This is a genomic window from Delftia acidovorans SPH-1, from assembly GCF_000018665.1.
GTDB lineage: Bacteria > Pseudomonadota > Gammaproteobacteria > Burkholderiales > Burkholderiaceae_C > Comamonas > Comamonas acidovorans.
Window position 1 is genome coordinate 3,994,969 of record NC_010002.1, and the last position, 26,087, is coordinate 4,021,055.

General features: G+C 66.8%; 25 protein-coding genes. 9 read left to right on the forward strand and 16 right to left on the reverse strand.

Annotated elements, in window-relative coordinates; all coding sequences use genetic code 11:
• Positions 1-513: 513 nt before the first annotated feature.
• The 7 genes from DACI_RS18305 to DACI_RS18335 all read right to left on the reverse strand — a co-directional run bounded on the left by DACI_RS18305 (position 514) and on the right by DACI_RS18335 (position 9,471).
• Positions 514-1,203, reverse strand: a complete 690-nt coding sequence (locus DACI_RS18305; protein ID WP_012205465.1) for an ANTAR domain-containing response regulator — start codon at positions 1,201-1,203, stop codon at positions 514-516.
• 2 nt (positions 1,204-1,205) lie between these two features.
• Complete coding sequence (locus tag DACI_RS18310; protein WP_012205466.1) at positions 1,206-2,354, reverse strand: transporter substrate-binding domain-containing protein; 1,149 nt, start codon at positions 2,352-2,354, stop codon at positions 1,206-1,208.
• Between the two features lie 80 nt (positions 2,355-2,434).
• Positions 2,435-4,171: a nitric oxide reductase activation protein NorD gene (locus DACI_RS18315; protein ID WP_012205467.1), complete on the reverse strand. Its 1,737-nt coding sequence runs from the start codon at positions 4,169-4,171 to the stop codon at positions 2,435-2,437.
• A 12-nt stretch (positions 4,172-4,183) separates the two neighbouring features.
• Positions 4,184-5,041, reverse strand: a complete 858-nt coding sequence (locus DACI_RS18320; RefSeq protein WP_012205468.1) for a CbbQ/NirQ/NorQ/GpvN family protein — start codon at positions 5,039-5,041, stop codon at positions 4,184-4,186.
• 72 nt (positions 5,042-5,113) lie between these two features.
• Positions 5,114-6,151 carry an aliphatic amidase gene (locus tag DACI_RS18325; protein WP_012205469.1) on the reverse strand — a complete coding sequence of 346 codons (1,038 nt, stop codon included), beginning with the start codon at positions 6,149-6,151 and terminating at the stop codon, positions 5,114-5,116.
• Between the two features lie 307 nt (positions 6,152-6,458).
• Positions 6,459-7,868 carry a GntP family permease gene (locus DACI_RS18330; protein WP_012205470.1) on the reverse strand — a complete coding sequence of 470 codons (1,410 nt, stop codon included), beginning with the start codon at positions 7,866-7,868 and terminating at the stop codon, positions 6,459-6,461.
• Between the two features lie 112 nt (positions 7,869-7,980).
• Complete coding sequence (locus DACI_RS18335) at positions 7,981-9,471, reverse strand: cytochrome P450 (protein WP_080518242.1); 1,491 nt, start codon at positions 9,469-9,471, stop codon at positions 7,981-7,983.
• Positions 9,472-9,573: 102 nt separating this feature from the next.
• On the opposite strand from DACI_RS18335, the gene DACI_RS18340 reads away from it, so the two are divergent.
• Together DACI_RS18340 and DACI_RS18345 are read left to right on the forward strand one after the other, a co-directional pair.
• Positions 9,574-10,524 (forward strand): helix-turn-helix domain-containing protein, encoded by a 951-nt coding sequence (locus DACI_RS18340; RefSeq protein ID WP_043783510.1) that lies wholly within the window; start codon positions 9,574-9,576, stop codon positions 10,522-10,524.
• 338 nt (positions 10,525-10,862) lie between these two features.
• Entirely contained in the window at positions 10,863-13,097 is a 2,235-nt protein-coding gene (locus DACI_RS18345; protein ID WP_012205473.1) for an NADP-dependent isocitrate dehydrogenase, read from the forward strand.
• Positions 13,098-13,251: 154 nt separating this feature from the next.
• Here DACI_RS18345 and DACI_RS18350 read toward each other — a convergent pair whose 3' ends face one another.
• Both DACI_RS18350 and DACI_RS18355 read right to left on the reverse strand, forming a co-directional pair.
• The gene (locus DACI_RS18350) at positions 13,252-13,599 is read right to left on the reverse strand and encodes an RNA recognition motif domain-containing protein (RefSeq protein ID WP_012205474.1); all 348 of its coding nucleotides are present in this window, start codon (positions 13,597-13,599) and stop codon (positions 13,252-13,254) included.
• Between the two features lie 109 nt (positions 13,600-13,708).
• A complete protein-coding gene (locus DACI_RS18355; RefSeq protein WP_012205475.1) occupies positions 13,709-13,918 on the reverse strand; it encodes a hypothetical protein in 210 nt (69 codons plus the stop codon).
• A 353-nt stretch (positions 13,919-14,271) separates the two neighbouring features.
• On the opposite strand from DACI_RS18355, the gene DACI_RS18360 reads away from it, so the two are divergent.
• From DACI_RS18360 to fur, 6 genes are all read left to right on the forward strand, one after another.
• Entirely contained in the window at positions 14,272-14,673 is a 402-nt protein-coding gene (locus DACI_RS18360) for a Fur family transcriptional regulator (RefSeq protein ID WP_012205476.1), read from the forward strand.
• A 66-nt stretch (positions 14,674-14,739) separates the two neighbouring features.
• Positions 14,740-15,960, forward strand: a complete 1,221-nt coding sequence (gene zigA / locus DACI_RS18365; protein WP_043781933.1) for a zinc metallochaperone GTPase ZigA — start codon at positions 14,740-14,742, stop codon at positions 15,958-15,960.
• A 95-nt stretch (positions 15,961-16,055) separates the two neighbouring features.
• Complete coding sequence (gene folE2 / locus DACI_RS18370; RefSeq protein ID WP_012205478.1) at positions 16,056-16,946, forward strand: GTP cyclohydrolase FolE2; 891 nt, start codon at positions 16,056-16,058, stop codon at positions 16,944-16,946.
• Positions 16,947-16,991: 45 nt separating this feature from the next.
• Positions 16,992-17,141, forward strand: a complete 150-nt coding sequence (gene ykgO / locus DACI_RS18375) for a type B 50S ribosomal protein L36 (RefSeq protein ID WP_012205479.1) — start codon at positions 16,992-16,994, stop codon at positions 17,139-17,141.
• Complete coding sequence (locus DACI_RS18380; RefSeq protein WP_012205480.1) at positions 17,138-17,698, forward strand: gamma carbonic anhydrase family protein; 561 nt, start codon at positions 17,138-17,140, stop codon at positions 17,696-17,698. Before ykgO ends, DACI_RS18380 begins: the two co-directional genes overlap by 4 nt.
• Positions 17,699-17,715: 17 nt before the next feature.
• Positions 17,716-18,165, forward strand: a complete 450-nt coding sequence (gene fur, locus DACI_RS18385) for a ferric iron uptake transcriptional regulator (protein WP_012205481.1) — start codon at positions 17,716-17,718, stop codon at positions 18,163-18,165.
• On the opposite strand, the gene DACI_RS18390 is transcribed toward fur, so the two are convergent.
• From DACI_RS18390 to DACI_RS18420, 7 genes are all read right to left on the reverse strand, one after another.
• On the reverse strand, positions 18,152-18,937 hold the full coding sequence (locus tag DACI_RS18390) for a DNA alkylation repair protein (RefSeq protein ID WP_012205482.1): 786 nt from the start codon (positions 18,935-18,937) through the stop codon (positions 18,152-18,154). The two genes, fur and DACI_RS18390, sit on opposite strands and share 14 nt — an antisense overlap.
• Complete coding sequence (locus DACI_RS18395; RefSeq protein WP_012205483.1) at positions 18,934-19,425, reverse strand: MarR family winged helix-turn-helix transcriptional regulator; 492 nt, start codon at positions 19,423-19,425, stop codon at positions 18,934-18,936. The genes DACI_RS18390 and DACI_RS18395 overlap by 4 nt, the downstream gene beginning before the upstream one ends.
• Positions 19,426-19,448: 23 nt before the next feature.
• Positions 19,449-20,981, reverse strand: a complete 1,533-nt coding sequence (locus DACI_RS18400; RefSeq protein ID WP_012205484.1) for a PepSY domain-containing protein — start codon at positions 20,979-20,981, stop codon at positions 19,449-19,451.
• A 14-nt stretch (positions 20,982-20,995) separates the two neighbouring features.
• Positions 20,996-23,203, reverse strand: a complete 2,208-nt coding sequence (locus DACI_RS18405; RefSeq protein WP_012205485.1) for a TonB-dependent receptor — start codon at positions 23,201-23,203, stop codon at positions 20,996-20,998.
• 122 nt (positions 23,204-23,325) lie between these two features.
• A complete protein-coding gene (locus tag DACI_RS18410) occupies positions 23,326-23,697 on the reverse strand; it encodes a DUF2946 family protein (RefSeq protein WP_012205486.1) in 372 nt (123 codons plus the stop codon).
• Between the two features lie 9 nt (positions 23,698-23,706).
• Positions 23,707-24,177, reverse strand: a complete 471-nt coding sequence (locus DACI_RS18415; RefSeq protein ID WP_043781935.1) for a DUF192 domain-containing protein — start codon at positions 24,175-24,177, stop codon at positions 23,707-23,709.
• Positions 24,178-24,392: 215 nt separating this feature from the next.
• The gene (locus DACI_RS18420; RefSeq protein ID WP_012205488.1) at positions 24,393-24,614 is read right to left on the reverse strand and encodes a hypothetical protein; all 222 of its coding nucleotides are present in this window, start codon (positions 24,612-24,614) and stop codon (positions 24,393-24,395) included.
• Between the two features lie 209 nt (positions 24,615-24,823).
• On the opposite strand from DACI_RS18420, the gene icd reads away from it, so the two are divergent.
• A complete protein-coding gene (gene icd, locus DACI_RS18425; RefSeq protein WP_012205489.1) occupies positions 24,824-26,086 on the forward strand; it encodes an NADP-dependent isocitrate dehydrogenase in 1,263 nt (420 codons plus the stop codon).
• The last annotated feature ends 1 nt before the right edge of the window (position 26,087 follow it).

Consider the following 26,087-nt stretch of genomic DNA (forward strand, 5'->3'; position numbering starts at 1 on the left):
TCGCTTGTTTTTCCGATATGTCAGCTATATGTGAAGGTGGCACTTCTGTGGAATATAGCTTGCTGTTGCTTATTCTGTATAAAATTCTCTTGTCTCCGACTATGAATTCATCTCCTTCAATCAGTCCTATATACCGGCCATTTTTGGTATAGGCTTTCCACCATCCGCCTTCTATCATTTTATGCCTCGCGATATTATGGTTTATTGTTGACGCCCAACACGTCAATGCTCAAGGATGAAATACTAATCTGAGAGTCGTTCGATTTTGCAATCGATGCAAAATTTGACAAAGTAATTGATTTTGATAATCCATTATCAGATTCTCATCGAACGAGAGTGACATTCACATACGTGGGCGGTTTGGTGGGTAACTTTTGATCAAAGTATTCACAAGCCCTGTGTGCTCCGCATCGGGAGCCATTTCTTCTTCACACGCTGCATGCGTTCAAAAAAAGAGGACCCTGGTTCCCCGGGGTCAAGCCATGGCTGCTGGCGGCAGGAGTCCTGTGTGATTTACCTGCCCACGCCCTTGCCCAGCGACAGTATTTCGCTCGCATGCACGATGGCCTGGGCAATCTCCTCCACCGAGCTTCGCCGGCTCATGGCCTGGGCGCGGATCATTTCGTAGGCCTGGTCTTCGTTGATCTGGTGGGTTTGCATGAGGATGGCCTTGGCTTCGGCCACGCGGCGCTGGCCCAGCAGCTTGGCCTGGAGCTTGGCGATGCGCTGCTGCTGCTGGCGTGATTCCTTGTGGTTTCTGCGCGCCAGCACCAATGTGGACAGCAGGCCGAAGGAGCGGATGGGCGAGGGCAGGATGGCCTGCACCTGCAGTTCCAGCACGGCGGAGACGATGGTGGGGTTCTCGTAGTTGACCACGGCGATGGCGGTGGGCGGGCTCTCCCCCTCGCCCTGGGTCCAGGCGTAGTTCAACTGCAGGTGATCGGGGCGCACGGCCAGGAAGACCACGTCCGTACCCTCGGGCAGGCTGGGCTGGGGCGGCCAGATGGCCTGGACCTGGCAGCCTATGCGCTGCAGCTGCTGGGCCAGCAGGCGGCCGTCCGCGTCGTCGGGGTGGACGACGGCAATGCGCAGCTGGCGCAGTTCCTTCAGTTGGGGCGAGGTGGCACGCAGCAGCGGTTTTCTTTCCAGCAGCGGCCGGCCTGTGGCAGCGCTGCCTGCGTCCTTGTTCGGGGCGGCATCCACGCTCAGTTCTCCAGGGCACCGAGGCTGGCGGTCCAGTCGCCCAGGGAGTGGGTGACCAGGTAGGGGTCGGGCGAGACGGCCCGGGTGGCCTGGCGCACGATGGTGAAGCCGCCCTGTGCGTTGGCGCGGCCCACGCGCGGGTGCAGCCAGGTGTGGTGGTTGTCGGGGTCCAGCCTGATGCGGCCCTGGGGCGCGTCGAATTCGCTGCCCAGCAGATGGGGCAGCAGCTCGCCTATGCGGTCACTGCCGGCCTGGCGGAAGGCGTTGGCGAACAGGTGCATCTGAAAGTAGGCGGCCTCCCAGCACAGGTTGGGCCGGCAGTCGTCGCCCAGGCGCTGGCGCAGCCGGGCCAGGCAGCGCGCGTTGGCGGGCGAATCGATGGACTGGAAGTAGGGCGCGGCCGTGAAGTGGCCGGCCGCCACATCGGCGCCCATCTGGGCGATCTCGGCCTCGGAGGTGGTGAGGCTGGCAATCGGCATGGTCTGCGGGTTGAAGCCCGCATCGGCATAGGCGCGGTAGAGGCTGGCCGTGGAGTCGCCGACCACGGTGGAGAAGATGAAGTCCGGCTGCCTGGCGCGGATGTCCTGCATGATGGCCGCGTAGTCGCGCTCGGTGGCGTCCAGAGGCAGGTAGTGTTCACCGAGCTTGTCGCTGCCCGGGTGCTGCATGACCAGCTCGCCCATGATGCGGTTGGACTCGTAGGGGTAGATGTAGTCCGAGCCGATGAGGTAGACCCGCGCGCCGAAGCTGCTGGTCATGTAGTCGGCCAGTTGCACGCTGTTCTGGTTGGGCGCGGCGCCCGTGTAGATGACATTGCCCGAAAACTCGAAGCCTTCGTAGAGCGTGGGATAGAACAGCAGCTTGTTCCATTTCTCGACGATGGGGATGACCGCCTTGCGGCTGCTGGACATGTAGCAGCCGAAGATGACGTTGATGCCGTCGCGCACGATGAGTTGCTCGGCCAGGGCCGCATAGCGGGCCGGCGTGGAGGCCGGGTCGTAGCGCACGGCGACCAGTTCACGCCCCAGCAGACCGCCCGTCTCGTTGATTTCGTCGATGGCCAGTTGCGCGCCCTGCAGCTGGGACTGGCCGATGGTCGATGTGGTGCCGGTGGCCGAGTAAAGAATGCCGACTCTGACGGGGTCGTTCATGGGTTCCTTCTGTGCCAGGTGCTGGCGTGCGTTCTTTGCAGGCTTCAGGTTAATCGAGATTTCCGTGGCGCTTGCCGTGGTCAGCGGCCGGCTGCGAGCCTTGCGCCCATCTGGGACAGCCGCCTTGGCAGATGCCGTGCGTCGTCGGCAATGCCGTAGTTGCGCCCGCCAAAGATATGGCGCACATAGCCGTCTGCCTGGCTGTCCACGGCCAGGCAACTGATGCGTATGCCTGCGGCGCGGGCCTGCTGCACGGCATGGCGCGCGTCTTCGATCAGGTAGCGATCGTCATGCACGTCGATGTCGGCGGGTGCTCCATCGGTGATCACCAGCAGATGGCGCTGGCCAGCAGGCTCGGCTGCCAGCAGGCTGCTGGCGTGGCGCAGGGCGGCGCCCAGGCGGGTGGAATGGCGCCCCTGCAGTGCCTGCAACCGGGCGGCCGCTGCTGCGGCAAAGGGTTGGCCGAAGTCCAGCAGGCGCAGGTAGCGGACTTCGGCGCGCGTGTTGGACGAAAAGGCGTGGATGGCCAGGCGGTCCACGCCGGTCCCGTGGCCTGCGCGCGATTCGGCCAGCATGAGCGCCGCCTGTTTCTCCAGCTCCAGCAGGCTGGCGCAGTGGGGGGCGGGCGTGTTGACCGATTCGGAAGCGTCCATCAGCACCAGCAGGCTGGTGGGGCGCGGACCTTTGCCGGCACGCATGAAAAGGCGGGGCTCAGGGCGCAGGTTCAGGCGGCGGTCCACCTGGACCTCGATGGCGGCATTGAAGTCCAGGTCATCGCCTTCCCACTGGCGGCGCAGGCGCTGGCGCCGGTCCAGCTGGCGTGCCGGCGGCAGCGGCAGGTGCGGCAGTGTCTGTCTGCCGGCCTGGGAGCTTTTCCCGGCCAAAGCCTCGGCCTGCCATGCGGGCAGGGTGTCGATGACGGTGCACCAGTCCGTCTTCAGGCGCTCCGACCTGCGGTCCCATTCGGGATAGCTGTGGCGCGACAGTTCCAGCCCTGGGTTCAGCTCCAGCGACTGGCCTTCCTGGGCATCGGACTGCTGTCCTGCGCCGGCCGATGGAGGCGGAGCCGCGCGCGCAGCGGACTGCTGCAGCGCGAGTGTGTCTTCCTCGCCCTGGGGCGACTCCGGATGCTGCCAGAGATAGCTGTTGTCATCACGGTAGATGCTGGGCACGGCATGGTGCTGCGGGTCCATGCGCACGCGCATCTGTCCCAGGTCGTTGGCCAGGATGGAGGCAATGGCCCGGAATGCGGCGTAGTCCTCCAGCCCGTGCCGCGTGGCGGTGTTCTCGAACAGGTCACGGGCCTTGTGGATCCAGTGGTTGCCGTCCATGCGCTCTGGCCACAGCAGCATGCGGTCCAGCCGGGCCATGAAGGCGGCAAAGCCCAGGTCGGATGGGTCGGGCTCGGGGGCGATGCAGGCCTCGAACCAGCGGCGCACGCCGGGGTGCTGCAGGCACAGCAGCCGCTCCACGCGCGCATCTTCCAGTGCGCCCACCACGGCTTGGCCCATGGGCTTGAGGGCGCTGCTGTCCTGGCGGGCGGGCGAAAAGCGCAGATGGGCTGCGGCATGGGCCGTCGTGGCTGCGTGCAGGTGTGCCTGCATGGGCAAGTTGGCGGGAACCAGCAGCCGGGCAGGCTGGCTGATCAGCACGGCGCGCGGCGGCAGGGCGTGGGCCTGGCCCGGCGCCGGGGCACTGGCCGGCGCCCTGGCCAGCGCCTGCACGGCGACAGGCTGGCGCGCCAAGCCGCTGGCCAGCAGGCCCAGCGTGTGCAGCAGGCGGGACTCTTCGGGCAAGGCAACGGAGACGATGGCCATGGCGTGCGGCCCTCAGGCGCCGAACTCGGCTTCGACCAGCTGGCGCAGCGCGGCGGCAGTGTCGGGGTCGTCGGTCAGGGCGCTGGTGATGGTCATGTCGCAGCTGTCGTGCACCGAGACGCCGTCGCGCATCAGCAGGCCTGCGTAGATCAGCATGCGGGTGGAGGCGCCTTCGTCCAGGCCCCGGTGGCGCAGTTCGCGCGTGCTGCGCGCCAGGCTGACCAGGCTGCGAGCGGTGGCCGGGGAAATGCCGGTCTCGTGGGCCACGATGTCCGCCTCGATCTCGGGCGCCGGGTAGTCGAAGTCCAGCGCCGCGAAGCGCTGGCGGGTCGATGGCTTCATGTCCTTGGCGCTGCTCTGGTAGCCGGGGTTGTAGGAAACCACCAGTTGGAAGTCGGGGTGCGCGTGGACCACCTCGCCCTTCTTGTCCAGCGGCAGGGCGCGGCGCGCGTCGGTCAGCGGGTGGATGACGACGGTGGTGTCCTGGCGGGCCTCCACCACTTCGTCCAGGTAGCAGATGCCGCCGTGGCGCACGGCCAGGGTCAGCGGGCCGTCGTGCCAGGCCGTGCCGTCGGCATCCAGCAGGTAGCGGCCCACCAGGTCGGAGGCCGTCATGTCCTCGTTGCAGGCCAGCGTGACCAGGGGGCGCTTGAGCGCCCACGCCATGTACTCCACAAAGCGCGTCTTGCCGCAGCCCGTGGGGCCCTTGAGGATGAGCGGCATGCGGTGCTGGTAGGCCTGGCGGTACAGCTGTACCTCGCGGCCCGAGGGGCGGTAGAAGGGTTCTTCCTCGATGCGGTAGGCCGCCAGCGGGTCGGCGGCCTGGTTGGCAGGAGCGTGCAGCGGGCCTGTGATTGTTGTCGTGCTCATCTTCACTCTTCACCTTTGCGTGTTCATGGGCGGGACTGCCCCCAGGCCTGCAGGCTCGGTGGCAGGACGCTATCAGCGGTGCTTGGGCGCCTCGTGCGGAATGCCTTCGATGGGGCATTCGGGCGTGCCTACGGTGGTGCGTGTGAAGGACTCCACCATCTCGCGCGTGCCCTCGGGATCGTTGACCCACTGGCTGTAGAAGTTGTAGGGGCAGGCGGCCACGCCCTTGTCCCCGTCGCCGGAGTTGATGGTGCCGGTGTAGCCGCGGTGCACCAGCTTGAACAGATGGTTCTGCGACTGGCCGTTCTTGCGCGCATCGCGGATCAGGTGCTTGGACAACTCGGCGTACTGGATGCCCATTTCCTCCTCGCCGGTCTCGCCCAGGGTGCGGCCGTCGAAGCCGATGATGGCCGAGTGCCCGAAGTACGAGTACACGCCGTCGAAGCCCGCCGCATTGGCCACGGCCACGTAGCAGTTGTTCATGAAGGCCATGGCCTTGGAGACCATGATCTGCTGCTCCTTGGCCGGGTACATGTAGCCCTGGCAGCGCACGACGAGCTCGGCGCCGCGCATGGCGCAGTCGCGCCAGATCTCGGGGTAGTTGCCGTCGTCGCAGATGATGAGGCTGATCTTCAGGCCCTTGGGGCCTTCGCTCACATAGGTGCAGTCGCCAGGGTACCAGCCCTCGATGGGCACCCAGGGCATGATCTTGCGGTACTTCTGCACGATCTCGCCTTGGTTGTTCATGAGGATGAGGGTGTTGTAGGGCGCCTTGTTGGGGTGCTCCTCATGGCGCTCGCCCGTCAGCGAGAACACGCCCCAGACGTTGGCCCTGCGGCAGGCGTCGGCGAAGATTTCGGTCTCTTCGCCTGGGATGGCGCTGGCCGTGTCGTACATCTCCTTGGCGTCGTACATGATGCCGTGCGTGGAGTACTCGGGAAAGATCACCAGGTCCATGCCCGGCAGGCCGCGCTTCATGCCTACCAGCATGTCCGCGATCTTGCGGCAGTTGTCCAGCACCTCGGCCTTGGTGTGCAGGCGCGGCATCTTGTAGTTGACCACCGCCACGCCGACGCAATCGTTGCTGCTGGAAATATCTCCGTGTCTCATGCTGCTGCTCCTGAAGGGGTTGAGGGGGCGGCGTGCGGCATCGCTGCCCCCTCGATTCCCGGCCCACAAAAAAAGGCCCGAACCGCTCCGGGTCAGGGAGCGGTTCGGGCCTTGTTGCCCGACATCGGCGCTGGCAGCTTTGGCAGCGGATGTCGTCTTGTCGGTGATGCGGGAATGAATCGGGGCGATGCCTTATCGCCGTGCATGCATTGTTGCCATGCACCCGCCCCGTGCATATACGTCATATGCCGGTTGTGGCGGGCGCGATGCCGTGGTATTTCCCGCGCGCGCTCTGCGCCCTGGTCCCTCAGAAGGACCCGAACATGGTGCCGAGCGTGATTACCAGCACCAGGGACAGCAGTGGCGCGCCAATGGTCATGATGGCGATGTTGCCGTACGACTGGCGGTGCGTGAGGCCGCAGATGGACAGCAGCGTGATGATGGCGCCGCTGTGCGGCAGGGTGTCGAAGCAGCCGGCCGCCATCACGGCCACGCGGTGCAGCAGCTCGGGGCTGATGCCCAGCTGGGCGGCCATGGCCAGGTAGTCCTTGCCCAGCGTGGACAGTGCAATCGACAGGCCGCCTGACGACGACCCCGTGATGCCGGCCAGCACGTTCATGGCCACGGCCTCGGAGATCAGCGGGTTGTGGGGCGCCACATTGAGCACGGCCTCGCGGATGATGGCAAAACCGGCCAGGCTCGCGATGACGGCGCCGTAGCCCACTTCCGAGGCGGTGTTGAAGATGGGCAGCATGGAGCCCAGCACGCCCTTGTTCACCGACTCCTTGAGATTGCGCCAGCGGCCCAGGCCCAGCAGCACCAGGGCTGCGCAGGCCACGGCCAGGGACAGGATCAGCGCCCACAGGCCCGTCTGCTTGGCCGGGTTCACGGCAGGAAAACGGTCCTTGAGGAAGCCGAAATCCATTTGCGGGAACACGCCGTAGGTCAGCAGCGCGTTGACCGCGATCACCAGCACCAGCGGCAGCAGGGCCAGCAGCAGCGGCAGGTCCCGGCGGCTGTGCAGGGCGGGATCGCTTTCTTCATGCAGGCCCTGCTCGACGGCGTCGTCATGGTCGCCGTAGCCTTCGCCGGCCACGCGCGCCTTGGCCGCGCGCGACTGCAGCCACCACAGGCCCAGGGCCAGCATGGTCATGCCGCCGATGATGCCCAGGCCCGGCGCCGCGAACACATTGGTGCCGTAGTAGGGAATGGGAATGGCGTTCTGGATGGACGGCGTGCCCGGCAGCGCCGTCATGGTGAAGGTGAACGAGCCCAGCGCGATGGTGGGCGGTATCAGCCGCTTGGGCACATGGGCCGCGCGGAACAGCGACTTGGCAATCGGGTAGATGGCAAAGGCCACCACGAACAGCGACACGCCGCCATAGGTGAGCACGGCGCAGGCCAGAACCACGGTGAGGATGGCGTGCTTCTCGCCCAGCACGCGCATGATCCAGTGCGATATCGCGGTGGCCGCGCCCGAGTCCGCCATCAACTGGCCGAACAGCGCGCCCAGCAAGAACACGGGGAAGAACTGCAGCATGTAGTTGCCCAGGGCGCCCATGAAGGTGCTGGTGTACAGCGGCAGCATGTGGCCCAGGTCGCCGGACAGCAGCACGGCCACGGCGGCCATCAGGGGGGCCAGCAGCAGCACGGAGATGCCTCGGTAGGCCAGGAACATCAGTCCCGCCAGTGAAATCACGATTGCCAGGGTACTCAAATCGTCTCCAGTCCAGTGGTTCTAGTCAAAAAGACAGAATAAATGCGGATGGGTGACAATTTGGCGTAATTGGCGTGCTTTGTAGATGATTTGGCGCAATATATCGCCACGTTTACCCGGCCTGTGCGCCGCTGCGCGACTGCAGCCGCAGTCTCAAGGGCGTGGATGGCCGCAGCGTGACCTGCAGCACAGGGCGGGGCGCGCTGGCACCTTCGGGCACGCTCAGCCGAAGGCGCTGCAGCACCATGGCCGCCACCACCGTCATCTCCGTGCTGGCCAGGTGCTGGCCCAGGCATACGCGCGGGCCGGTGCCAAAGGGCATCCAGCTGCCGCGCGGCGCGGCAGGGGCGCCGTCCTTGTCGGCATCGGCGAAACGCTGCGGCTGAAAGGCATCGGGTTGCGGGAACCAGCGCGCATCGCGTTGCATGAGGCCGGGCGCAATCATGAACAGGGTTCGCGCGGGCAGGCGCCACGGACCCAACTGCACAGGCCGTGTGCAACGCCTGCTGATGAGCACGGGTGCGGCCGGGTACAGGCGCATGGCTTCCTGAAGGCTCCAGCCCAACTGGCGCAGCGCGGGCAGGTCCTGCGCCGTGGGCGTGCGGCCCTGCAGCTGTTCCTGGATCTCGTCGGCCACCTGCTGCTGCGCCTCGGGATGGGTGGCCATGCACCAGGACCACCAGGTCAGGCTGCTGGCCACGGTTTCGTGACCTGCCAGAAAGGCCGTCATGCACTCATCGCGCACGGCCTGCAGCGTCCAGGCCTGGGCATCGCCCCGGTGCAGGCGCAGCAGGCGGCTGAGCAGATCCTCGGGCCAGTCTGCATCGGCCTGCGCCAGCCGGAGCCGGACCTGCCGGGCGATGAAGCCGCGCAGCCAGGCAAGCGCCCGGCGCTTGCGGCGCTTCCAGGGCATGGCATCGGGCCAGCGCAGGGGCCAGTAGAACTCGCTGTTGGCGGCATGGCTGACTTCGCGGATGGCCTGCTCCGCGGAGCGCGCATCCTCGCCGATGGCGCCGGAGAACATCAGCCGCATGATCACATCCATGGCCAGGGCGGTCAGCGCCTGTTCCATGGGAAAGTCCTCGGACTGCTGTGGCCAGGCCTGGAGCGCGGCCTGCGCGGCTGCGGCCAGGGCCGGTATCTGGGCCTGCACCGCCTTGGGGGAGAAGGCCGGCAGCAGGGCCTGCCGCTTGCTGCGCCAGGGCTGGCCTTCGCTGACCAGCACGCTGTGGCCGTGCAGTTGGGCAAAGACCGAGATGCCGTGCTCCCAGCGCACCAGCGCATCGTGCTGGCCCACCAGCAGCTCGCGCACCAGTTCGGGATCCGTGACGACGACCTGGTGCTCTGGCCAGATACGCAGATGGATGGCATCGCCGTGCTCGCCGCGCCACTGCGCCAGCGTACCCAGCAGGTCGCGCGACATGCGGCGCAGCAGGCCCCAGCCCATGAGCCCCGGTGCCGGGCCGGGTGGCCGGGCCGTGGAGGCCGTCTGCTCGGATTGCTCGGGTTGCGCCGGTTGCGCGGGTTGCGTGGCGAAGGGGCAGGAGGCCGCATTCGACGGCGCCGGTGTGCAGGTATCTTGCGTGGAATTCGGGCGGTTCATGTTCCCATGCTCGCTGGTCACGCCGCCCGTGGTCTTGAACGAAAGCGTCACGGGATCGGCGGGCGGCAAGGCCTACACTGCGCCTCCATGGATGCCGTCGTGATGCCCGAAGCCGAGCCCGAAACCGAAGCCTGTGTTCCCAGTGCCTTTGCTGCCTGTCCCCCTCTGGATGCCAGGGCAGCGCGTTGGGCAGGCCAGGGGCGGCAGCCGCACTCCATGCTGTATCCCGCGCCTGCAGGGCTGCATGGTGCGGTGGTGGCCGTCGTCTGCCGCGATACGCGGGGCGTGGCCCTGGACGATGCGCAGCGGCTGTCGCATTTTCCCGCCACCCCCATGGTCTGCCTGTCCTGGTACCAGGACATGGCCGCAGGCCTGGTGGGCGTGCACGGCTGCGAGCCCTTTGAGGCATCCGTCATGCTCTCGGGCAGCCAGACCGCGCCCACGGCCAGCTGGGCCAGCGGGCCGGGCCGTGGCGGCATGGTCTGCCTGCACCTGGATGCCGCGCTGCAGCTGTTCGGCCCTGGCGTGCTGCAGGCGCAGGATGGCTTTGTCGCGGCATCCGGGGTGCTGGGGCCGTCCTGGTCCGCGCTGTGCCAGGCCCTGCTGCACGCGCAGGACGATGCCGGCACCCTGGACGCGTTGCAGCGCCACCTGGCGCCGCGCTGGCGCGAGGTCCGGGGGAGCGCCCTGCAGGTGCTGCCCTCATTGCGCGAGCATGGGCGCCACTGGGTGGCCTGGCTGGGGATGCAGGCGCTGCAATGGCAAAGAACGCTGGGCGCGCGCCAGGTGGAGCGGCGCATCAAGCAGTTCAGCGGCCGCTCCCTGCGGCAGTGGCAGGGCATGGTGCGCACGGAAAGCCTGTTCCATGCGGCGCGGCGCCACCATGAACAGGGACAGGCGCTGGACTGGGCCGCGCTGGCGCTGGACGAGGGCTTCTCCGACCAGGCCCATATGTGCCGCGCCGTACGCCAGATCACGGGGTTTTCGCCGGGGGAGTTTGCGCGGCGCTTCGAGCACGATGAATCGTTCTGGATGTATCGGCTCTGGGTTTGACCCGGGGGTCTGCTCCGCTTGCGTGTCCGTCACGCTACAGCATTTTTTGCATGGTAGAAAACGCGGGGGCTGCAAGCCGTTTCCCTGTGAAAACAGGTCCTGAATGCCGCTGTAAAACCCTAAGTCTTCTACAAGACTTAAAAAATGTGGCGGGTTCCGCTTAGAATTTTGTATTGTGGGATCGCATTGCAGAAAACGCCGGGGCAGCATGCTGGCGCGACGGGGCATTGCGTGACGGTCCTACTGCCTCAGGCTGCACCGGCCCCGTTTCCCCTAGCGGATGCCCGGTTCGACGGCCTGCGGCGCGACCCCTACCTTTTCACTACCTGAGACAAGAGATGAGCACGCAGCAACCCACCATCATCTACACCCTGACCGATGAGGCTCCGCGCCTTGCCACCAGTGCCTTCCTGCCTGTGGTGCGCGCCTTTGCCGCACCCGCCGGCGTGAATGTCGAGACCGCCGACATCTCCGTGGCCCACCGCATCCTGGGTGAGTTCTCCGAATTCCTGGCCGAAGACCAGCGCGTGGCCCACACCTTGTCCGAGCTCGGCAAGAAGACGCTGGAGCCCGATGTCAACATCATCAAGCTGCCCAACATCAGCGCCTCCGTGGCCCAGCTGACGGCTGCCATCAAGGAGCTGCAGGGCAAGGGCTACGCACTGCCCGACTACCCCGAGAATCCGACCAACGACCAGGAAAAGGACATCAAGGCACGCTACGGCAAGTGCCTGGGCTCGGCCGTGAACCCCGTGCTGCGCGAGGGCAACTCCGACCGCCGCGCTCCTGCCGCCGTCAAGAACTACGCCAAGAAGCACCCCCACTCCATGGGCGAGTGGAAGCAGTGGTCGCAAACCCATGTCTCGCACATGGAGCACGGCGACTTCTACCACGGCGAAAAGTCCATGACCCTGGACAAGGCCCGCGACGTCAAGATGGAGCTGACCACCAAGAGCGGCAAGACCGTGGTGCTCAAGCCCAAGGTCGCGCTGCAGGCCGGCGAGATCATCGACTCCATGTTCATGAGCAAGAAGGCGCTGTGCGACTTCTACGAAAAGGAACTGGACGACTGCCGCGACGCCGGCATCCTGTTCTCGCTGCACGTCAAGGCCACGATGATGAAGGTCTCGCACCCCATCGTGTTCGGCCACTGCGTGAGGATCTACTACAAGGAAGCCTTCGAGAAGCACGGCAAGCTGTTCGACGAGCTGGGCGTGAACGTCAACAACGGCATGTCCACGCTGTACGAGAAAATCGAGACGCTGCCCGCCTCGCTGCGCGAAGAGATCATCCGTGACCTGCACGCCTGCCAGGAACACCGTCCCGCGCTGGCCATGGTGGACTCGGCCAAGGGCATCACCAACTTCCACTCGCCCAACGACGTGATCGTTGACGCGTCCATGCCCGCCATGATCCGCCAGGGCGGCAAGATGTGGGGCGCCGACGGCAAGCCCTACGACTGCAAGGCCGTGATGCCTGAGTCCACCTTTGCCCGCATCTATCAGGAGATGATCAACTTCTGCAAGTGGCACGGCAACTTCGACCCCAAGACCATGGGCACCGTGCCCAACGTGGGCCTGATGGCGCAAAAGGCCGAAGAGTACGGCTCGCACGACAAGACCTTCGAGATCGAGGAAGACGGCGTTGCCAACATCGTCGATCTGGCCACCGGCGAAGTGCTGATGAGCCAGAACGTGGAGCAGGGCGACATCTGGCGCATGTGCCAGGTCAAGGACGCTCCCATCCGCGACTGGGTCAAGCTGGCCGTCACGCGTGCCCGCAACTCCGGCATGCCTGCCGTGTTCTGGCTGGACCCCTATCGTCCGCACGAGGCCGAGCTGATCAAGAAGGTCAACACCTACCTGAAGGACTACGACACCACGGGCCTGGAAATCCACATCCTGTCTCAGGTCCGCGCCATGCGCTACACGCTGGAGCGCGTGGCCCGCGGCCTGGACACCATCTCGGTGACCGGCAACATCCTGCGCGACTACCTGACCGACCTGTTCCCCATCATGGAACTGGGCACCTCAGCCAAGATGCTGTCCATCGTGCCCCTGATGGCCGGTGGCGGCATGTACGAAACGGGTGCTGGCGGCTCGGCTCCCAAGCACGTGCAGCAGCTGGTGGAAGAAAACCACCTGCGCTGGGATTCGCTGGGCGAGTTCCTGGCACTGGCCGTGTCGCTTGAAGACCTGGGCATCAAGAACGACAACGCCCGCGCCAAGCTGCTGGCCAAGACCCTGGATGAAGCCACGGGCAAGCTGCTGGACGAAGACAAGTCGCCTTCGCGCCGCACCGGCGAGCTGGACAACCGTGGCAGCCAGTTCTACATCGCCCTGTATTGGGCACAGGCCCTGGCGGCGCAGACGGAAGATGCCGAACTGGCCTCCAAGTTCGCTTCGCTGGCCAAGCAACTGGCCGACAACGAGTCCAAGATCATCGAAGAGCTGCGCACCGTGCAGGGCAAGGCCGTGGACATCGGTGGCTACTACATGCCCGACGTGGCCAAGATGGATGCCGTGATGCGCCCCAGCGCCACGTTCAACGCAGCCATCGACGCGCTGCTGTAAGCCGTTGTGCCGGGGCCTGGCCCCGGCAGGCTTCAGCCATGACCGGCCGACCCGCAAGGGCGGCCGGTTTTTTCATGCCTGCAACGGCAGGAAAGAAAACCGCAGGCGAAAAAAAACCGGCCCAGAGAGCCGGTTTTTGGAAGCTGCGCCGTGATCAGTAGCGACCGCCGCCGTGGCCGCCATTGCCGTAGCCGACGTCCGAACGCTTGCCGGCGTAACCCTGCGGGCTGTAACCACCGGAGCTGCGGCCTTCTTCACGGGGACGGGCCAGGTTCACGACGATCGAGCGTCCGTCCACGGACATGCCGTGCAGGCCGGTGATGGCGGCCTGGGCGACTTCGGCAGAAGCCATCTCCACAAAGCCGAAGCCCTTGGAGCGGCCGGTTTCGCGGTCCATCATGACCTTGGCGGAGGCCACGTTGCCGAACTCGGCAAAGTTGCTTTCCAGGCTGGAGTCGGTCACGGAGTAGGGCAGATTGCCCACGTAGATTTTGGTGGTCATAGGAAAACCTCTTCGATTGGATGTGCGCAAAAGGGCGCACCGTTGGCATGCATGCGGCGGACTGTGCAATCCGCGGCGGTGAATGGGTGGGAGGGCGGCAGGCGAGCCGTCAGCACGCAGGCGGGTGCTGCATGCAGGTCTGGAGCCAGCCCTGGGTGACGGCAAACAGCCGTGCTGCCTCGCGGGAGGCGAACGCCTTGTCGAAACGGAATACGCGGCAGTAGCTGCCGTTGCCTTGGGAGCGATGGACCGCGAAGGAGGCGCGGAAGCGGCCGCAGTCGGTCGGGTGTGTCGAGGGCGAGACGACGTACTTGCCCATGGGAATGCCAGTGTTTGAAATGTGGTTCAGTCAGGTTCGCAGCCTTGAACAGGCCTGCGTGAGCATCTGGGAACTCGGTTGGCTGCAGCTCTACAGACCAACTGTGCGACAAAGGTCGCAAGAGACATCCTGCGGGGAGCGGCGGACAGCCGTTGTGCAGGGAAGGGAAGTGGGCGGCTTAAGCGCTTGGCCTCAACAACGGAGCTGACTATAACCTGTTGTGTATTTAGGCGCAACTTAATATTCTTTTTAATTGTAAAACAGTGCGTGGCCGCCGATTTTGTTATGTTATAACGTAACTGTTTTGATGCAGGGCAAGGTCGCTGCCCGCCCTTTTTGACCAGGAAACCACCATGTCCCACTCCCTGACCACCAAGCAACAACGCGTGCTCGACACGCTGCGCCAGGCCGGCGCGCCGCTGACGGCCTACGCGCTGCTCGACCAGTTGCGGGACCACGGCTTGACGGCTCCTACCCAGGTCTACCGCGCGCTGGACAAGCTGGCCGAGCAGGGCGTGGTCCATCGCCTGGAGTCGCTGAATGCCTATGTCTGCTGCTCGCATCCGGACGAGGGCAGCCATGATTTCTCGGCCTTTGCGATCTGCGACAGCTGCGGCCAGGTCGATGAGTTCGTGGACGACGCGCTCAACCGCTGCCTGGGCAGCTGGGCGCATGGCAATGCTTTTGCGCTGGCCCATTCGAACATCGAGCTGCATGGCAAGTGCTCCGCCTGCTGCACCGCGCTCCCCGCCTGAGACCCTTCCCTGCGCATGCGGCCGCAGTGCCCGCCGCGTGCTCCCTGTCCCTGTTCGAGAGATTCCATGATGCATACCGTAGCGCCGGTTCAGCCGCCGCATGCCCGATTGCCTGTGACCGTGCTGTCGGGCTTTCTGGGCGCAGGCAAGACCACCTTGCTCAACCACATCCTGCACAACCGCGAAGGGCGGCGCGTGGCCGTCATCGTCAATGACATGTCCGAGGTCAATATCGACGCGGCCCTGGTGCGCGATGGCGGCGCCGGCCTGTCGCGCACCGACGAAAAGCTGGTGGAGATGAGCAATGGCTGCATCTGCTGCACGCTGCGCGAGGACCTGCTGCTGGAGGTGGCGCGGCTGGCGGGCGAGGGCCGCTTCGACCAGCTGGTCATCGAGTCAACGGGCATCTCCGAGCCGCTGCCGGTGGCCGAGACCTTCACCTTCGCTGGCGAGGACGGACGCAGCCTGGGCGATGTGGCGCGGCTGGACACCATGGTAACCGTGGTCGATGCCTTCAACTTCCTGCACGACTATGGCTCGCGTGACAGCCTGCGCTCGCGCGGCGAATCGCTGGGCGAGGAGGACCGCCGCACTGTGGTCGATCTGCTGATCGAGCAGGTGGAGTTCTGCGATGTGATCGTGCTCAACAAGATCGACCTGGTCACCGATGAGGACTGCAGCCGGCTCATGGCCATCCTGCGCGGGCTCAACCCGCGTGCCAGGCTGGAGGCCGCCTCCTTCGGCCAGCTGCCGCTGGATCGCGTGCTCGATACCGGGCTGTTCGATTTCGAGGAGGCCTCCAGGGCGCCGGGCTGGCTGCAGCAGTTGCGTGGCACGCACCAGCCCGAGACCGAGGCCTATGGCGTTGCCAGCTTTGTCTACCGCGCCCGCCGCCCCTTTCATCCCCGGCGCTTCTTCGGCCTGGTGCAAAGCGAATGGCCGGGAGTGGTGCGCTCCAAGGGATTTTTCTGGCTGGCCAGCCATCCGGCGCTGGCCGGCTCCTGGTCCCAGGCCGGCGCCGTGGCCCGCCATGGCCCGGCCGGCCACTGGTGGGCCGCCGTAGAGGCCGAGCGCTGGCCGCGCGACCCCGAGAGCGTGGAGCGCATCCTGGACAAATGGGTCGATGGCGTGGGCGACGCGCGCCAGGAACTGGTGCTGATCGGCATGGGCATGGACGAGCAGGCGCTGCGCGCACGCCTGGACGAATGCCTGCTGACCGATGCGGAAATGGCCATGGGCCCGCAGGCCTGGACGCAGTGGGACAACCCCTTTCCCGGATGGAACTGATGCCCGGCCGGTACCGAGCCGGCCCTGAGTTGGCCCTGAGTCGACATTGAACGCTTGCCGCGCCGCCCTCGCGGGCGCGGCCCCTGGAGCCCCGAATGCTTGCACCTCTTCCCGATGTTTCCCTGACCGATCCCGCGCCCAGCCTCAGCCCGCTGCAATGGGTGGGCATGCAGGGCATAGACCTGCCCGTGACCGTGGCCGAGCCCGGCTACTGGCGCGAGCTGCATGCGCGCGCCGATGTGCAGGTCGATCTTCCTGCGGCCCATGTCAAGGGCATACACATGTCCCGGCTGTACCGGCAACTGGACAGCCTGGCCGAGGAATCCGCGCTGTCTGCCCTGGCGCTGCGCCATGCGCTGCAGGCCATGATCGACAGCCACCTCGACTGCCAAAGCCGCAGCGCCCGAATGCGCCTGTCGCTGGACCTGCTGGCCCAGCGGCCCGCCCTGGTCACCCACGATCTGTCGGGCTGGAAGTCCTATCCCGTGCGCCTGGACGCCACGCTGGCGCAGGGCGTGTTCCAGCTGCGGCTGCAGGTGGGCGTGGGCTATTCCTCGACCTGCCCCTGCTCGGCGGCACTGTCGCGCCAGTTGCTGGAGCAGGGCTTTTTGCAGGCCTTTGCGGGCGAGCCCCTGGTGGAGCCGGACCAGGTGGCTTCCTGGCTGCGCCGGCACGGCACGCTGGCCACGGCACACAGCCAGCGCAGCGAGGCCCAGGTCAGCGTGGACTTGGCCTGTGATGCGCCGGACCTCGGCATCCTGCCCCTGATCGCCCGCGTGGAGCAGGCGCTGGGCACGCCCGTGCAGACCGCCGTCAAGCGCGCCGACGAGCAGGCCTTTGCCGCGCTCAACGGCCGCAACCTGATGTTTGTCGAGGATGCGGCGCGCCGCATACAGGCCGCGCTGGAAGGCATCTACGCCCGGCCGCGCGTGCATGTGCGCCACATGGAGAGCCTGCATCCGCACGATGCCGTGGCCTGGGCATGACCGGCGAGCCGGCACCCGTTTCTCTTCAACCCAAGGAGTTTTCCCATGCAAGTTCTCTCGTCCCTCAAGGAAGCCAAGCTGCGCCATCGAGACTGCCAGGTGGTGCGCCGGCGCGGCCGCATCTACGTCATCTGCAAGAGCAACCCGCGCTTCAAGGCCCGCCAGGGCGGCGCAAGGAACAGGCGCAAGGGATGATCCGCAAGAACCCGCGCGGCGACCTGCCGCGCATCCATGCCAGCGCCTTCGTGGACCCCACGGCCATCCTGTGCGGACTGGTGGTCGTGGAAGAGAACGTCTTCATCGGCCCCTATGCGGTGATCCGTGCCGACGAGATGGATGCGGAAGGCCACATCGACCCCATCGTGATCGGTGCGCACTCCAACATCCAGGACGGGGTGGTGATCCACTCCAAGTCCGGCGCGCGCGTCAGCGTGGGGCAGCACACCTCGATCGCCCATCGCGCCATCGTCCACGGGCCCTGCACCGTGGGCAATGGCGTGTTCATCGGCTTCAACAGCGTGCTGTTCAACTGCGTGGTCGATGACGGCTGCGTGGTGCGCTACAACGCCGTGGTCGATGGATGCCACCTGCCGCCAGGCTTTTATGTGCCGTCCACTGCGCGCATAGGCCCGGAGACCGACCTGTCCACGCTGGCCCAGGTGCCCGCCGACGCCAGCGATTTCTCCGAGGACGTGGTCCGCACCAACAACGAATTGGTGCGCGGCTACAAGGCCATCCACAATGAGTTCTGACCGGCCGGGAGGGCTGCATGTCCGATTCCGCTGACCTCAAGAACCTGGGGCTGAAGGCCACGCTGGCGCGACTGTGGGTACTGGACATCTTTCGCCACGGGGACCAGCGGCATCTGGCGGCGGAGGAGGTCTACCGCCAGCTGCATGACCAGGGCCGGGGCACCAGCCTGGCCACGGTCTACCGCGTGCTGGCGCAGCTGGAGCAGGCCGGCATGCTGCGCCAGCAGCGCTTTGCGGCGGGCAAGGCGGTCTATGAACTCGACGACGGCGAGCACCATGACCACCTGATCTGCACGCGCTGCGGCCTGGTGCAGGAGTTCCACGATGCCGTGATCGAACAGCGCCAGAAGCTGCTGGCGCGCTCGCATGGCTTTGCCATCGTGGAGCACTCGCACATCCTCTACGGGCGCTGCATCCAGCCCGACTGCGAGCGGCTGGCGGGCCGGCAGGAGGCTAGCTCTCCTTGAGGCTGCGCTGCGCACGCTCGCAGATGCGGCGCGTGGCGGGCACGGGCGATTCCTCGAGCCATTGCGCGCACAGGGCGCGCACCCAGTCGGGCCGGCTCTTGGCCGCGTCGTTGAGCCAGTTGGCCACCGAGTCCTGCACATAGGGCGAGGCATCGGCGCGCAGCCGCTGCAAAAGGGGCAGGGCGATCTCCGGCTGCTGCTTGAGCGCCGCGATATGGCTGCACCAGACGCCGCGCGGCCGCAGGGCCTCGCTGGCGAAGCGGCGCAGGCGGTCGGAGGTCCGCCTTGTCCACCGGGACAACTCGGCCACGGCCTGCGGCAGATCGCTGGCCAGATGCGGGCGCACGCCCATCCACGACCATTCGCGCACGCCGAAATGCGAGTCATCGGCCAGCGGCTGCAGCAGCTCCAGGCGCTGGCTCAGGGTCAGGCCCGGCTGCGCACCGGCCATGAAGCAGGCCCAGCCGCGCACCGTGTCAGAGCGGTGCGTGAGGCAGCGCTGCCAGCCGGCCTGGCCCAGCGCCTGCCACAGCAGGCCGCCAATGGACTCCATGCGCTTGAGAATGCCAAGCTGGCCCAGCGCCTGCGCCGTGTCCTCCAGTTGCGGCCACGCGTCGGGAAAGACGGCCTGCAGCAGCCGGGCCTGGTCCACGGCCAGGCTTTCGGTCAGCGTGGCGGTCTCGATCTCGCCCAGGGACAGGGCCTGCAGCAGTTCGGGAGTGATATCGGCCGTGCGGTTGGCGCCCTTGCGCCGGGGGGCGGGCGCCGTCATGCGCTGGCCTCCACGCCTGCGGCGGCCTTGGCCAGCAGCTTTCCCAACTGGCCGCGTTCGGCGGGCGACAGGTTGGAAAACAGGCCGGCGATCCATTGGCTGTGCCGGGCAAACAGCTTGCGCGCCAGCTGGCGGCCCTTGGCGGTGAGCTGCACGCGCAGCGCGCGGCGGTCGGCCGGGTCAGGCAGGCGCTCGGCCAGGGCCTCGCGTTCCAGGCCGTCCAGCAGGCCGGTCACGGTGGCGCGGGTGATGCCGGCCTGCTCGGCCAGGTGGTTGGGCGCCAGCCCTTCGCTGGCGGATTCCAGCAGGAACAGCAGCACGAAGCGCCCTTCGGACAGGCCATGGGGCGCCAGCAGTGCGGCGCAGTCACGGTCGATGCGCGCAGCCAGGGACAGGGTCTGGAAGCACAGCCGCATGCTGTCCACGTCGTCCAGCTTGCGGCGCTCGGCCTCGGCCAGCAGGGCCTGGTATTTCTGTTCGAGTTGCATGCGGCAAGCATACAGTATGGTGGCTAACCATGTGGCTGCGCCTCCAGGCAAGCAGATGGCTGTGCGCGATGACTGCGCTTGCGGCGCAGCCTACGCACGCCTATGAGCACGCCCGTGGCGCTCATCAGCAGGCCGCCCAGGCTGAAGGCCAGCAGCAGCGCATCCCACAGCGGCCGGCGCTGCAGCAGCGGCAGCCAGTCCCAGCTGTGCAGCATGGCGAACAGCCAGCGCTTGAGGCGCTGGGTGCCGTCCAGCCGGCCCAGTACCTGGCCCGTGTGCGGGTCGATGTGCACCCAGCTGGCCGCAGCATCGCCATACACCACGCGCATCACGGGCAGGGGCTTGTCATGGCCGCCCATCATGGTGTGCTCGGCGCGCTCGTACCAGTACAGGTCGTGCGCGGTCAGCCATTCGCTGCGCAGCACGGGGGCGTCGATCAGCACGGCCGCGCGGTCCAGCAGGGCCTCGCGCGAATGGGTCACGGGCGCGGCGCTGGCGCTGTCCAGCACCAGGGGCGTGCCGGCTGCGGGCTGGGCCAGCACCTCGGTGCGGCCTGCGGTGCGCAGCCAGCGCAGTTCGCGCACGGGTCCGCCCGCTGCGGCAATCAGCGACTGCGGCGTGGCGTCGCCCCCTGTCAGGCGCAGAGGGCCCTGCTGCCACCGGGCCATGTGCAGTGGTGGCGTGCCCGTGTCGAACAGGCGCCAGGGGTTCATGGACATCAGGCCGCTGAAGATCCAGGCCAGCGTGGTCAGCGCGAACAGCAGGCCCGCCACATGGTGCCAGCGCATGGCGAGGCCCGGGTAGGGCGTGCGCCGGCCGCTGCGGTAGGGCTGCCTGAACCGCCAGCGCATCACCCCGACCACGGTGCCGGTGGTGGCCACGGCAATGCCGACCAGCGACAACACGTTGACGATGTCGGCCCAGGCGCCATCAAAGGCATTGCCCCGGAACATGTACAGCCAGTGCAGCCAGGCGCCCAGGTAGTTCCAGCCGCGCTCGGTGCGCGTGGCATCGCGCACCACCTCGGCCGTGCGGCCGGAGATGTAGAGCAGCGTGCCCTGGGCATCGTCCAGTTGCACGCGGTGCAGGGGGCGGTGGATGTCCAGCGCGCGCGAGTGGCTGAAGGCATCCTCATCCACCGTGCCCAGGTAGTACAGGCCCGTGCCGTCCCCCGCGAAGGCGCGCGCGCTGGCCAGGGCCTGCGCCTCGCTGGTGGCGCCCAACACCTGGCCGCTGGCCGCATCGATGGCCACGGGCTGGCGCCGCCCCTCGGGCGTGGCCAGGTAGCTGGCACGGCCGGCGCTGCCGGCATGCAGGCGCAGATCCTTGAGCGGGCCGTCGATGCCGGCCGCGCGCAGCGCCTCGGCGGGCGCGAGCAGGGCGGCGTTGCCATCGAGCGGAGGCAGGTGGCGCAGCCGCTCGGCTTCGGTGAGCTTGGGGTAGCCCACGTAAATCATCACCATGCCCGAGACAAACCACAGCGCAAAGAACAGGCACACGGCAATGCCCAGCCAGCGGTGCAGCAGGAACAGCCAGCGTTTGAGGTGAAGGCGCATGGCGCGGCCCTCGCTCAGAACGCCACGCGCAGCGTGATATCGGCCGTGCGCGGCGCCCCCAGGTAGGCCATGGTGCTGGTCAGGCTGGCGGCGTAGACGCGGTCCGTGGCATTGCGCAGCCGTGCGATCACGGTCATGCGCGGGTCGATCCGGTAGCTCAGGCCCAGGTCCAGCAGCGTGTAGGCGGGCCAGGACAGGGTATTGGCCGCATCGGCATAGATGCCTCCCACGCGGCGCAGCCCGGCGTTGACCTCCAGCGCCGGCGTGATGCGGTAGCTGGTCCAGAGGTTGAGCACGCTGGCGGGCGTGTTCGTGGGCCGTTTGCCCGCCAGGGACACGCCGCCTTGCTGGTAGTTGTCATAGCGCGCGTCCACATGGCTCCAGTTGCCTTGGACCGACCAGCGCGGCGTGGGCGCCAGGCCCATGGACAGCTCCACCCCGCGCGAGGACTGCTGGCCCACCAGCACCGTGCGCGTGCTGTCCTGCGGGTCCTGGGTGGAGATGTTGCGGCGCGTGATGTGATAGACCGCCAGCGCCGCCGTTCCCTTGCCCTGCCAGAACGACAGCTTGCTGCCCGCCTCCACCTGGCGGCCCGTGGTCAGCCCGGTGTTGTTGATGGCGTCGGCAAACGAGGCGCCCATCAGCATGCCCGACGGCGGATCGGCCGCCGTGGAGAACTGGGCGTAGAGATTGGCCTCGGGCGTGGCATCCCAGACCAGGCCCACGCGCCCGGTCGTCGGGCTATAGCTGCGGCTGTAGCTGGCGGGCAGCGCGGGCGTTACATCGCGCCGGTTGGTCAGGTCCACATCGATGCGTTCATGGCGCAGCGCCGTCAGCAGGTGCAGGGCCGGGGTGAGGGCCGTGCGGTTTTCCAGGTACAGGGCGGTGGTGGTGACCTTGTTGTCGCGGTCAGGCCTGAAGCCCGGCGCCATGCCTGGGATGTCGTAGAAGTTCTCGGTGGTGAAGTCGTACGGGTTGACCGTGCTCACCGTGCCCGACAGGCTGTTCGGAAAGCGCGTCTGCCGGTTCACGCTCACATCCAGGCCAAAGGCCCATTCGCTGCGCCGGCCGGCCAGCTCGCCCAGGTAGCTGCCTTCGATGCGGTCGCCCACCATGCGCTGGTCATGGCGCTGCAGCAGCGCGGCCGAGCGCACCACCGCGCTGTTGTCGGGCGTGAAGCGGTAGGTCTCCACGTTGCGGTAGTCGCGCAGCGCGTCATAGGCGTAGAAGGTGTTGCTCAGCTTGAGCCGGTCGCTGGCCCGCCATTCGGTGATGGAGCGCAGCCACTGCACGCGCTGGGCGTACAGGCCGTCGGCGCTGTTGTAGTTCTTGCCGAGGGTGGCCTCGTCAATGCGCGCCTGGCCGCGCAGCGGGTTGAGCAGCGGCGTGCCCCAGTACGGGCGGTCCACCCGCTCATGCTGGGCTTCGTAGGCCAGGGTGTGCGTGAGGCCGCCACCCAGGTCGGACAGCAGCGAGGCCGCCAGCTGCGTGGAGCGCGACTGCGTGCCGCCCACCCAACTTCCGGCATCGCGGTGGTTGAGGTCCAGGCGCAGGTAATGGGTGGTGCCCTGGCTGTCGGTGGCATCGCCCAGGCGGCGGTTCAGCCCGACGGAGGCTTCTTTCAGCCCGTAGCTGCCCAGGCGTAGCTGGCCTTCGGTGAAGCTGTCGCGCTGGGCCAGCTTGGTGATGTAGTTCAGCGTGCCGCCCACGCCGCCTGCGCCGTAGAGAAAGCCGGAGGCACCGCCAATGGCCTCCACCCGGTCGTAGATCCAGCTGTCCACGGGCCGTGCCGCAATGGAGTACTGCAGGTTGATGCCGTTGAACAGCTGGCTGACCGACCCCGTGCCGAAGCCCCGGTAGCTGATGCCGATGTTGCCGGGCGGGCTGTAGGCCGTGACGCCCGGAATGGAGCGCAGGATCTCCTGCGTGTCCTGGGCGCCGCGCGCCTCGATGGCGGCGCGGTCCACGATGTGCACCGAGGCCGGTGTCTCGCGCGCCGTCAGGCCCAGGCGGCTGGCGGTGCCCACGGTCTTGTTCAGCGGCAGCAGGCCGTTGGCGTCGGCCGTGGCCTGGTCGGAGACTTCGACGGCGGGCAGTGCCGCCTCGGCCAGGGCCTGCGCGTGCGCGGCAGGCGTCCATGCGGCGCCCAGCGCGCAGCACAGCGCCGTGGCCAGTGGATGGAGACGAAAGGCGTGCGTGGACGCGCGCACCGGCGCCGCCATCGCGGGGAAAGGGGAAAAATTCACGAACTGACTCCGGGTCTTGCACCGCGCATGCGGCGCAGTCCTGGGCCACAGGCGCGGCACAGGCGGGCCGGGCGCTCATCAGCAGGCCCGGCGGCGATTCAAGAGAACACGGCAGTCAGCAAGGGAGGGCCGCGCGCCGGCAGCGGCGCGCGTGTGACGGAGGCAATGTGCGCCGCCACCAGCGGCAGCAGCGCGTGGGCCAGCGGTTGCTGGTGGGGCACGGCCATCGTCGGCAGGGCCGGCGGCGGTGCGCCGGCGGGCAGGCACATGGGGCAGTCAAGCTGGTGGTGGCCCATGCCCGGGGCTGCGCTGTCGCCCAGCGCCACCAGCTTGACGTCGCCGCTGGCCGTGCAGACCAGCTCGAATCCCTGGGGATGGACCAGGGGCGAGGCCACGGCAACGCCCAGCGTCACGGCAAACCAGGCCAATATCAGCCGGGTGAGCCAGAACGAGGAGCGAAGCGCTTGCATGGGGCGTGATTATGGCTTGGGGGCGGTTGCCGGTGCCGGTTTTGGGGCTGGGGTGAACAGGTTGCCGCTCAGCTTGGTTCCGGCCTGGATGCCGCGCTTGGCGAACCAGCCCTGGTTCATCTCCAGCACATAGCGCACGGGCTTGGCCGAGCAGTGCGAGTCCTCGGTCATGGGCTTCATGTCGGCCAGGTTCACGATGGTGCCGTCATCGGCCACGAAGGCGGCGGTCAGCGGCAGCAGGGTGTTGCGCATCCAGAAGCACTGCACGGCGGGCACCTCGAAGACGAAGATCATGCCCTCCTGCGCGGGCATGTCCTGGCGGAACATCAGGCCGATGGCGCGCTCGCGGTCCGAGGCGGCCACCTGGGCATCGATGCGGTGGAACCCGGCCGTCAACTCCACGCGGCGCAGATTCATCTGGGGGCTGCCCTGGGGCTGTGCGCCTGCCGATACGGCGGCGCCAGCCAGGCAGGCGGCCATGAGCAACCGCTGCAGCGCGCGGCGGGAAAGGGATGTGTGGAGGGGTGTCGAAGGCTTCGTCATCTTGCACATTCTGTCGCAGGGGGCGCGTGGCCGGACGCAAAAATCGGCCTGGCCCGGCCATCATGGCCGGGCTGGCGGCAAAAAGCCCGCAGGGCATTGCTGACTTGCGGGCTTTTTTTGAGGGGATGCCGGCTGGCATCCCGCGGCATGGATCAGGCCACGGCCTTGTGTGCCTTCTTCGTGGAGCGCTTGGCGTGCTTCTTGCCGGAGTGCTTGCCGCTCTTGGCGACCTTGGCCTTCTTGGCTGTGTGAGCGGGAGCCGCTGCGGAAGCGGCCGTGGGAGCCGACATCGGCGCTTCGGGTGCTGCGGCGGCCTGTGCGAAGGCGCCTGCGGCAAACGAACCGGCGATCAGGACAGCGAGGAGTTTTTTCATATATGCCATTTCCTAGAAAAGCGGTAGAAGCCAAGTTGAATCAGACAACGGTGCGAAATTCTTGATGCACCGCACATGCTCAACGCGCTTACTGTATCGCCGTTGACAGGAGGGCGGCCCGATTGTCGTTAGAATTTTCTGCACCAAATTCGTGCCCGATCCGGGCATTCACTCTTGCCTCGTGCACCAGCCAACGGAGACCCGTCCCCATGAACCGCTTCCAGCACATCCAGGTGCCGGCCGAGGGCCAGAAGATCACTGTCAACGCCGACATGTCGTTGAACGTGCCAGACCAGCCCATCATTCCTTTCATTGAAGGCGACGGCACCGGCGTGGACATCACGCCAGTGATGATCAAGGTGGTGGATGCCGCCGTGGCCAGGGCCTATGGCGGCAAGCGCAAGATCCAGTGGATGGAGGTCTTCGCGGGCGAGAAATCCACGCGCATCTACGGCCCCGATGTCTGGCTGCCCGAGGAAACCATGCAGGCCCTGCGCGAGTACGTGGTCTCCATCAAGGGCCCGCTGACCACGCCCGTGGGCGGCGGCATCCGCTCGCTGAACGTGGCGCTGCGCCAGGAGCTGGACCTCTACGTCTGCCTGCGCCCCGTGCAGTACTTCAAGGGCGTGCCCTCGCCGCTGAAGGAGCCCGAGAAGACCAACATGGTCATCTTTCGCGAGAACTCCGAGGACATCTACGCGGGCATCGAGTACGAGGCCCGCAGCGACAACGCCAAGAAGCTCATCGACTTCCTGGTCAAGGAAATGGGCGTCAAGAAGATCCGCTTCCCCGAGACCTCGGGCATCGGCGTCAAGCCCGTGTCCATCGAGGGCACGGAGCGCCTGGTGCGCAAGGCCATCCAGTACGCGATCGACAATGACAAGCCCAGCGTGACCCTGGTCCACAAGGGCAACATCATGAAGTTCACCGAAGGGGGCTTCCGCGACTGGGGCTACGCGCTGGCCGCGCGCGAGTTCGGCGCCCAGCCCATCGACGGCGGACCCTGGCTCAAGTTCAAGAACCCGCGCACGGGCCGCGACATCGTCATCAAGGACTCCATTGCCGACGCCTTCCTGCAGCAGATCCTGCTGCGCCCGGCCGAGTATTCGGTGGTGGCCACGCTCAACCTCAACGGCGACTACATCTCGGACGCGCTGGCGGCCCAGGTCGGCGGCATCGGCATTGCGCCCGGCGCCAACATGTCCGACTCCGTGGCCTGCTTCGAGGCCACGCACGGCACGGCCCCCAAGTACGCTGGCAAGGACTATGTGAACCCGGGCTCCGAAATCCTCTCGGCCGAGATGATGCTGCGCCACATGGGCTGGCGCGAGGCGGCCGACCTGGTCATCAGCGCGCTGGAAAAGGCCATCCAGAGCAAGCAGGTGACCTACGACTTCGCCCGCCTTATGGACGGCGCCACCCAGGTGTCGTGCTCCGGCTTTGGCGAGGTGATGATCTCCAAGATGGATTGAA